The 9,869-nt window shown below is 47.7% G+C and carries 6 protein-coding genes; all 6 read right to left on the bottom strand.

Annotation, left to right across the window (positions count from 1 at the left end):
- On the bottom strand, positions 1 to 407 hold a 407-nt coding region (locus tag ACQY6Q_RS15075; protein WP_427982617.1), incomplete at its 3' end, for a transglutaminase-like cysteine peptidase.
- A gap of 7 nt (positions 408 to 414) precedes the next feature.
- Entirely contained in the window at positions 415 to 1,014 is a 600-nt protein-coding gene (locus ACQY6Q_RS15070) for an OmpA family protein (RefSeq protein ID WP_427982615.1), read from the bottom strand.
- Entirely contained in the window at positions 1,011 to 2,303 is a 1,293-nt protein-coding gene (locus tag ACQY6Q_RS15065) for a TolC family outer membrane protein (RefSeq protein ID WP_427982614.1), read from the bottom strand. The genes ACQY6Q_RS15070 and ACQY6Q_RS15065 overlap by 4 nt, the downstream gene beginning before the upstream one ends.
- Before the next feature lie 45 nt (positions 2,304 to 2,348).
- Positions 2,349 to 3,743 (bottom strand): HlyD family type I secretion periplasmic adaptor subunit, encoded by a 1,395-nt coding sequence (locus tag ACQY6Q_RS15060; RefSeq protein WP_427982612.1) that lies wholly within the window; start codon positions 3,741 to 3,743, stop codon positions 2,349 to 2,351.
- A complete protein-coding gene (locus ACQY6Q_RS15055; protein WP_427982610.1) occupies positions 3,736 to 5,895 on the bottom strand; it encodes a type I secretion system permease/ATPase in 2,160 nt (719 codons plus the stop codon). Before ACQY6Q_RS15055 ends, ACQY6Q_RS15060 begins: the two co-directional genes overlap by 8 nt.
- Before the next feature lie 80 nt (positions 5,896 to 5,975).
- A partial coding sequence (locus ACQY6Q_RS15050; RefSeq protein ID WP_427982609.1) for a type I secretion C-terminal target domain-containing protein occupies positions 5,976 to 9,869 on the bottom strand: 3,894 nt, incomplete at its 5' end.

Raw genomic sequence — 9,869 nt, 5'->3', positions numbered from 1 at the left:
TGATTGTAAGTCAATGATTTAACATAGACTAGGCGCATCTTATCATCACTCACGCCCAGCTCGATTAAAGAAAAATATTTGGCAATACTAAAGTCGTCGCAGTCACCAGCGGCAGCACCTAAAAACTCAACCGGCGTCGCCCAGTAGTCTTTTTGTCCCCACACTTCGATATCGTCAACAAACTGCAGCTGGTTAAAAAAATCGTTCACCGAGCTTAGCTTGTCGGTCTCACTGAGTTGGCTGCTATCGGCGATGAGTTGTCGCCAAGCGCGCACTCTTAACTCGGCCTTTTCACCATAAAAAGAGCGCACCGTGGCGGCCAGTTCCTCTAATTGATAATTAGCGGCAACCAGCAATAGGGGACATAAAATAAAAGCTAGCCAGCCAAAGGCTAGTTGCCGCAACATGCTTAGCCTATTGTTTTAAGTGAGGTGTATAAACAGACCATTTGGGTACCACCGTTCGATATTGCTGCTGCACATAAACGCGGACTCGGCGATTAGCCGCTTCCGATTGGGCATCTGCCCCTTCCACCAGCAGTTGGGCTTCGCCATAGGGCTGTAATTCGACCCGCTCGGCGGCTATTCCATAGTTGTCGAGCAACAACAGCCGCACCTGCTGTGCTCTGCGCTGCGAAAGCGCTAAGTTGTACTGTTGCGCACCCGAGGCACTGGCATAACCTTCAACACTGATTTTAACTTGAGGGTAACGATTTAAAAAATCGGCCACCTGCTGCAATTGAGCATAATACTCACTGCCCAACTGACTGCTATCGTGCTCAAAAAACACCATTAATTCATAGCCATCATCGTGTCGCTGATAGGCCGAGCACCCGTAATTATCAACTTTTGCTCCCAACTCAGTATTGGCGCAGCGATCTCGCTGGTTAATCACCCCATCACTGTCTTGGTCGCGGCGATCATAATTTGCCGACAAGCCTGTATATGGGCTAATAGCTTGGCTACAGCCACCAGCCAAGCTGGCCATTAGCAGCACCAACGTTAACCGCCTCATTCAAACTCCCAACCTTGTGGGCGCTCTACTCGCAAGGCATGTAATAGCTTACCGGTGGCATTGAGAATACGATATTTAGCGCGTAACTCGTCGATGTCGGCACGAATGTACTCATTTTGCGCCTCAAACAATTCATTTTCAGTATTCAGCACATCTAACAAGCTACGTTTACCTAGTGTGAATTGCTTCTTGTAGGATTGCACCGTTTGATAGCTTGCCTCTACATGTTGCTGCAAAAAGGATTTTTGTCTTAACAGGACATCCCACGCGTTCCAAGCCAAACGGGTTCCTTCGGTCACTTGGCGATGTGTATCTTCGCCCACCGCCTTGGCTCGATTCACATCGTAAGCACTACGCCGAATTGCTGCGGCGTCGGTGCCTCCGTTGTATAGGTTATAGCGTAGCCGTAACATTGCGGCTAACTCGTAGTCCTTAGAGTTATCAATAGCATTGGGGTTTTTATCCCAGTTACCATCTAACTCCAAGGCGATTTCCGGATAGTTGGTCGACTTAACGACGGTATTTTCGGCAGTGGCGGCGGCCACATCGTATTGCGCCGACTTCAGTGTAGGGTGATTATTTATCGCCTCGGCTAAGGCGGTGTCCATATCGCTGGGCAACAGATCAAGGTCAGCTTCGGGCTGAATTAAGTCTTGTGGCAAACTGTTCACCACTCGTAAAAACTGCGCTTCAGCATCGAGTAAATTGTTTTTTGCCGAAAGGGTATTGGTAGTGGCCCGAGCTACCCGGCCATTTACCTGAGTGTAATCGGCACTCGACCCCAAACCTGAGTCGGTGCGCTTTTTGATGTCTTTTTGAATGTCTAAGTGAGTCTGTAGGTTATTCTCAGCCAATTCCAGCAACTGCTGTTGCTTAATCACTTCCAGATACACATCCACTACTCGCAGCGCAATATTCTCGGCATCGTTATACAGCAGCCATTGGTCGGCCAGCGCTTCGCTTTCGGTGCGAGACACTTCGCCGCTGGTGGCAAAACCATTAAACAACAATTGGCGAATACTAATGCCCAACTCGGTAGGGTTGGCATTACGCACCGAGCCAGTATCATGCTGCTCCCAGCCAGCTCCGGCGGTAAGGTCTACCGTAGGGTAGTAGCCGCCTTTCGCTCCCTGATAGCGCTCTGAGCTAGCTTTAAATTGATTAAACGAAGATTGCAATTGCGGGTGTTCTGTAAGCACCTTGGCTACAGCCTGCTCTAAAGATTGAGCCAATAAGGGGCCGCTACTAAAAAAAATACTGGCCACTAATACTAGAGTCAGCTTGTTCATTAACACTCCTTGTTGTCTGCTGAACAAAAATTTAGCAAACAGGTTTTATCGTTCCCGTAGCGCCGATTGCTGCGCTTTTATAATCGGTTTTAATAAGTAATCCAGTATGCTCTTCTTGCCGGTAACAATATCAACACTGGTTAACATGCCAGGAATAATCGGTAAAGGTGAGCCATCACTACCTAGGTAATTCTTATCGGTTCTCACCAGCACCATGTAAAAACTATTTCCATCTTCATCAACGATGGTATCAGCGCTAATACGCTCCAGCTGACCATCTAAACCACCATAGATAGAGAAATCATAAGCGCTGAATTTAACTACAGTTTTAAGCCCCGGACGAAGAAAAGCAATATCTTTCGGTTGAATTTTAGCCTCAATTAACAACTGATCTTCAATCGGCACGATCTCCATGATGCTCATACCCGGCTGCACTACCCCGCCCATCGTATTGATATGAATTTTTTTAACCGTTCCTTTTACTGGCGACACCACCGAGGTTCTGTCGACTCGGTCACGCAAGCTTACCTGACCTTCGCTAAGCGGATCTAACTGCGCTTGAATTTGGTTTAATTCACGGCGCGCCTCACTCAAAAAGTTTAAGGCTATGTCGCGACGCTTAAACACCGTTTCTGCAATAGCGCTATGGATCTTAGGCCCGAGCAGCTTACTGCTTTCTAACTCACCACTCAGATCATTAGCCTGACGCCGCAGCTTTAATAGCTCGACCTGAGACACCACACCTTCTTTGGCCAACGGCTCGGTAATATTGAGTTCTTCTAATACCAGTTTATAACTTCTATCGAGGTAGTTGATTTTTGATTTCAACTCCACCAACTCTTGTTGCTTTTGCTCGATTTGCCCTGCGGTAATCGAAAGCTGATTGTTGAGAGCATTAAGGCGCGCCGCTTTTTGCAATTGCTGCCCAGACACCTCAGCAGGATATTGCTTGGCATATTCCGCATCAAAATCAATCTGTTTATCTATTACCCTTACCTGCTCAGCCCATTGTTCCGGTGGCAAATCTGAATTGATTTCGATGCTGCCGATTTCACTTTTCAGTCGCGCAATGTCACCTTGTAGATTGATCACTCGTTGTTGCTGCTCGCGATAATCGGAACGAAACCGAGTATCGTCTATTAGTAATAGCGCTTGCCCAGGCTCAACCTGGTCACCCTCTTGCACCAAGATTTGCTTGAGGATCCCGCCTTCAAGGTTTTGAATGGTTTGCACTTGCTGAGAAGGGATGACCTTACCGCTACCAACGGTGACTTCGTCTACTTTGGCCCAATGTGCCCAAGATAAGGCGCAGCCGAACAAAATAAAAATTAACCACAACAAACGCCGCGAACGATGTGGCGTTTTCATTAAAATAGCGGCATTAATGTCATCAACAAAGCGCAGCTCAGACTCGGATAAAGACGGTTGGGATTTACTCACTGGGCGCCCTCACTTTACCACTGCGTAATAACTCTAATACCTCAGCCTTTGGTCCATCGGCGACGACTCGGCCTCGTTCCAAGACAATGATTCTGTCCACCAAGTCCAACATCGACATTTTATGGGTAATTAAAATAAAGGTTTTATCTTCTGCCACTTTAGCCAAACGCTGCTTAACCAAGTTCTCCGAATACGCATCCATGCTGCTGGTTGGCTCATCTAATACCAGCACCGGAGGGTTAAACAATAAGGCACGCGCCAGCGCTACTGCCTGGCGCTGGCCGCCGGATAAATACAGGCCACGCTCACCCACTTGACGGTCCAATCCTTGCGGATCGATATCGGTAAATTGGGTGACCCCAGCCAAATCGGCGGCACGAAAGATCAGCTCATCTTCAATATGCGGCACCCCAAGGGTGATGTTTTCGCGGATCGAACCGTAAAACAAATTGATGTCTTGCGGCAAACAGCCAATCTTTTGCCGAATATCGGCGGGACTAATTTGATTGAGGTCGACCCCGTCTAAACGAATCGCGCCTTGCTGGGGCAAATAAAAACCTAATAACAGCTTTTCTATACTGGTTTTACCTGCACCTATTTTACCGATAATCGCCACCTTCTCTTTGGCTTTAATCGATAAATTCAAATCTCTTAATACCTGCTGTTCTGAACCGGGATAGCTAAAACTCACATCGCTAAAACTCACCGCACCATCGAAGTGGGCGCGGTGCATGTAACGCTCTAGGTTTTCATCCGGCAGCTGCATAATATCTTCTAGGTTCTCTAAAGCAGACTGAGCCTGATTATAGCGAGTCGCTAGCAACGAAACCTGTGAGAATGGCACTAAGGCTCGGCCGGTTAACATCACCGCCGCCACCAAGCCCCCCATAGATAAGTAACCTTGAGAAATTTGAAATACCCCTACCACCACTAACAGCACTGTGGTGCTTTGTGAGACAAAGGCGTTAACACTGCTGACCGAGGTAGCCAGCTTGCGAATGGCCATATTCCAGTTGGCAATATTGCCCACTAGCTCTTCCCACTTGTGCTGGAATTGACTCTCGGCTCCCGCGAGTTTTAAAGACTCAATACCATTTAAACTTTCGATAAGATGAGCATTTTTTTGGCTGGCAAAACGACTGCCTTGTTCCACCTCCTGACGCATTTTGCCTTTGATGTAAAACGAATAGGCCAGCATCACTACAGCGGCACCTGCTGGTACCATCGCCAAAGGCCCAGCAACAAAGCCGATTACCGCAAGAAATAACAAAGAAAAAGGTACATCAACTAACGCAGCCACCGTGGCCGAGGTAATAAATTCACGAATAGAATCAAACTCTTGAACATTCTTTGCGAAGGCTCCCACCGACGGTGGACGTACTTCGGCTTTAATATTCAGCAGCTTCTCAAAAATCCGTGCAGACAACAAAATATCCGACTTTTTAGCAGCCAAGTCTAGGGTATAAGCGCGCATTTGTTTAAGCGCAAAATCGAAGATAAGAATCAAGGCCATGCCGGCTGTGAGTACCCACAGGGTATCGATGGCAGAATTGGGCACCACTCGGTCATAAACGTTCATCACAAACAAAGGCGATGCTATCGCAAATATATTTAAAAATAGCGAGGCGATTAAAGCATCTCGGTAAATCGGTGCAGAGCGGCGCAGGGTATTCCAAAACCAGTGCCCTTGCTTGTTGCTTAAGGACTGAGGAGAGCGGTCATCAAAGCGATAGCGTTTACGAACATAACAACAAAACCCGGTATAACTCTCGGCTAATTGTTCCAATGCAATGTGTTCATGACCATCGGCCAATTCTGGCCAAGCTACTTCCAGTTGCTTCTCATCACGCGACAACAACACACAGCAGCGACCGTCTTTCAGCAATAAAATACACGGCAATAATAAATCTGGGATCTTATTAATTGGCTTTTTAACGAGGGTAGCGTCCATACCCGCGCGCAAAGCAGCCCGCGGCAACAGAGCAGGTGTCAGCAAACCGTCTTCCAGCGGCAAGCCCGCCGATAGGGCTCTGGCTGAAAACGGCTTGCCATAATATTTAGATAAGAACACTAAGCTGTTCAGTAGCGGGTCAATCTGTTTGGCCGTGATATCTAAATCACGATATGCGTGCTGTTTTTTCGCGTCCTGCACCTAGCTTCCTTTAAATAGTCAAAACATTGAAGGAAAGCCCCAGCTTCCCTTCAACCATCAGTGTAGCCTAATTTGAGGGGCTATTTGTCTATATTAAGTTGTTGATCATCAAGTAATTGGCTCAAGATTTCACTATCACTCATGCCACTGAAATCTACATCAACTAAGGTAATAGTTTGGTGAACAGATGCACCGTTATCTACACCGTCTATATCGATAGAAATAATGGTATCGATGCTCGTGCCGTTATCTACCGTTTCAAAGGACAAATAAGACTCTAGATTGCTCTCGTTTTCGCCTTGTAGTAAATCGCTAAGATTAAGCACATCGGCATCACCATCAGCCTTAAGAGTAAAGTCGGTAATTGTATCGTTGCTACTGCCCTGCTCATCTCCTGCCAGCCAAGCAAACATATCACTGTCATCACCGCCAGTAAGAATGTCATTGCCTTGCCCACCGATTAACAAGTCAGCACCTTCGCCACCGTCGAGATGATCGTCTCCGGCATAGCCAACCAAGGCATCATCTCCGCCGCCACCGCTCAGAGTATTATTGTGTTGATTACCCACCAGTACTTCATCGCCGTCGCCACCGTCAATGGACTTACCATGCACCCCTACTAACTCGGCGCTAGCGCTATCCATAACGCCGTCACCGATAATGGTATAGTCAAATTGTTCTTGAACATCCGTATCAAAAGATTTTTGGTACACCGCGTTGCTGGTATCGATAGTTAAATGCAGTTGATACCAACCACTATCGTGCTCGTTATCGGCCTGTACTTGGATGTAGTACTCGCCCTCTGCAGGAGCGGTAAAGCTACCGCGCGGGCCCTGCCAATCTTCGGTGAACTTGTTAGTTCCATTATCGGTGAGTAATTGATTACCATCGGCATCGAAAATAAAAGCATCTACTTTGACCCGCTCGGCACCACTGACAAAGGCCATATTGACCCATAAGGTCTCACCTTCAGCCAGACTGACTTTGATCCAATCTTGATCGGCAAGGTTGCTGTCATCGCTATCGTTTTCGAGCTCACTCTGGTAGGTAAAGGAATAACCATCACGAATAATTTGCGGAATGTTGCCATCATTAAGGCTAAACAATGAACGATCACTTAAGTCCACTGTGCGGTGCCCTAAGAAGTCAACCCAGTCTACATCCTCAGCTCCAGCAATAATCGACAGCTGCTGAGTTTCAAAATTGCTATCGTGAATGCCTAAACCCACTCCATCATCGGAATCAAAGCGGATTTCATCACTACCACTGACGCTGCCGCCCACAGGGTTATCCACTCCGTCAAAGCTGATGTTATGGCCAGTATCATTCCACAATAAGGCTAAACTTGGCACAGTGATGGTGGAATGACCATCTTGGTTGGTTAGTATCACGTCACGGTTAGCGTCAACCACGGCTTCAAATTGAGTATTAATAACTAAATCGATAGAGTTCGCATCACCATCGAAGTCAGTGACCGTAACGGTGAAACTTTCTTGCTGCCCCCAACCATCGGCGGCCAAATCAAGCTCGTAAGAATACGCGCCAGTAACAAAGTTCAGCATCAACAAGCCACCCAAGGCAGTGGTTAGATTGAGCGTTTTGGCTTGTTCTGGATCCGCGTCAGGGTCGTAGGTATAGCGAACACCATCCACCACGATTTCACTAACAAAACCATCATCGGCCCCCACCATGAAGCCGTCTGTAGAGGCGGTACGCAACAAACCTAAGGAGGCTTCAACCTGCCCATCTAAATAGGTTTCTAGAATAGTAATGGCTAAGTCATTAGGATCATCCACAATGAAGGCGTATTCATCACTGGCTGACTCCGAAGCGACATCCTTGAGCACTTCTAGATCGGCTTTACCTATGCCTATCCCATAGCTGGTATCAATATGGTCTCGAACAAAGTTATCCCAAGCCGTTAAACCGCTCTCCCCTTGATACTGAACAGTATCGTCAATACCATAACCCAGGTTCGGTTCACCGTCGGAAATAAAGTAAAGCAGAGTATTATCGGCACTAGGCTGTTGGTCCGTGCCACTACTCGCAATCACTTCATTCAGCGCGGCATCATAGTGAGTGCCTCCGCCAGAACTGAGATCGTTTAAGAATTCAATCGCTTCGGCAACGTTGTCGCTAATCCAGCCGCTGCTTTTTACATTGTCTGAAAAACCGATAATCTGAATATTTACATTGCCTCGTTCATCGGCTTGTTCAATCAAGGCCGTTAGCGCTTCCACCGCAATATTCAAGTAATTTAATCCATCGCCGTGCTCGCCATTGGTCATACTGGCAGAAGTATCCAAAACCAAGACTAAATTGGTGGTGGCGGGCTCAGGGCTAGAGGTAAAGCTGTGAACAATATCGCTACCAATCGGTTGGTCATCTAAAATGCTCACCTTGAGCTGACTCTCACTTACAAAGCCGCTACTTGGTTGACTGACGATGTAAGTAAAGTTCTCACTCACATCATCACCAGCTAGATTCGCTTGAGTAAGTTGGTATTGATAATCACCAGCAGAGTGGCCGTTATAATCGGCGGTATAAACACTCAATTCACCATAAGCGCTGGAAATATTGATCACCCCGTTGGCATCTGGCGTGTAGGGCTGGCCGTCATAAGTCACGCTAGTAAGCACTAGCCCGTCCTGTAGACCCTGATCGTTACTCAGTAAGTTCCCTTCAGCTAAAGTATCGGCCTCGCTGGGTTGAGAACCGTTAGTTAAACCTGATTCGGCGACTTGCGCCACATCGCTAGATAAATTAATCACATTGCCAGTGACTTGGGCTGAGCTCTGATTGCCATAACTGTCTTGCACGACATAGGAGAATGCTACACCACCACTAGCATCGGCATTAGCGGTGAAAGAAAACTCTCCCGCTTCATTCACATGCACGACACCTTGAGCCAATACAATATCTTGAGCAAAGCCTGGTCTGAGAGCATGCCCGTCGATGGATTGAATGCTTAGGCCATCCCCTTCGGGATCCGAATCGTTAGCCAATAAATCTAAGTCTACCGTTTGTCCGGCTTCTAGATGAGAGAAATCATCATTCTGGGCATCTGGCGCTTCATTTACTCTTATCACATTAGCAATGTCGCTATCGCTGGCGCTCTTGCCATTGGCTGTGACTTCCACGCTGATGTTCAGCTCGCTTAAGTTTAAGCTGTCGTCATTCACCGCCGCCACGCCGGCTGCGGTTAACTTCACTTGCTGGCCATCGAGAACAAAGTAACCATCATCGTTATTTAATAACTGGTAAGTCTGAACATCGCCTTCAGGATCACTGGAGCTGAAGTTGGCCACCACTGTGTCGGTGCTTACCGCTTCTTCGGTGACATCCTGAGCGACCACTTCAATGGATGGGCCTTCATCCACACGCAAAATATTCGCCACATCACTGTCGCTGGCACTCTTGCCATTGGCGGTGACTTCTACACTGATGTTCAGCTCGCTCAAATTCAGGCTGTCATCATTCACCGCCGCCACGCCGGCTGCGGTTAACTTCACTTGCTGGCCATCGAGGACAAAGTAGCCATCATCGTTATTTAATAATTGGTAAGTCTGGACATCCCCTTCCGGATCGCTAGAGCTGAAGTTGGCTACCACCGTATCGGTGCTCACCGCTTCTTCGGTGACATCCTGCGCTACTACGTCAATTGAAGGGCCTTCATCCACACGCAAAATATTTGCCACATCACTGTCGCTGGCGCTCTTGCCGTTGGCGGTGACTTCTACGCTGATGTTCAGCTCGCTTAAGTTTAAGCTGTCGTCATTCACCGCCGCCACGCCGGCTGCGGTTAACTTCACTTGCTGGCTATCGAGAACGAAGTAACCATCATCGTTATTTAATAACTGGTAAGTCTGAACATCGCCTTCCGGATCGCTAGAGCTGAAGTTGGCTACCACCGTATCGGTACTCACCGCTTCTTCGGTAACATCCTGCGCCACCACCTCAATGCTCGGGCCTTC

This window comes from Agarivorans sp., assembly GCF_050295395.1.
Taxonomy (GTDB): domain Bacteria; phylum Pseudomonadota; class Gammaproteobacteria; order Enterobacterales; family Celerinatantimonadaceae; genus Agarivorans.
The sequence above is the reverse complement of the archived record's forward strand: the minus strand, read 5'-3'. Positions and strand labels throughout refer to the sequence as shown.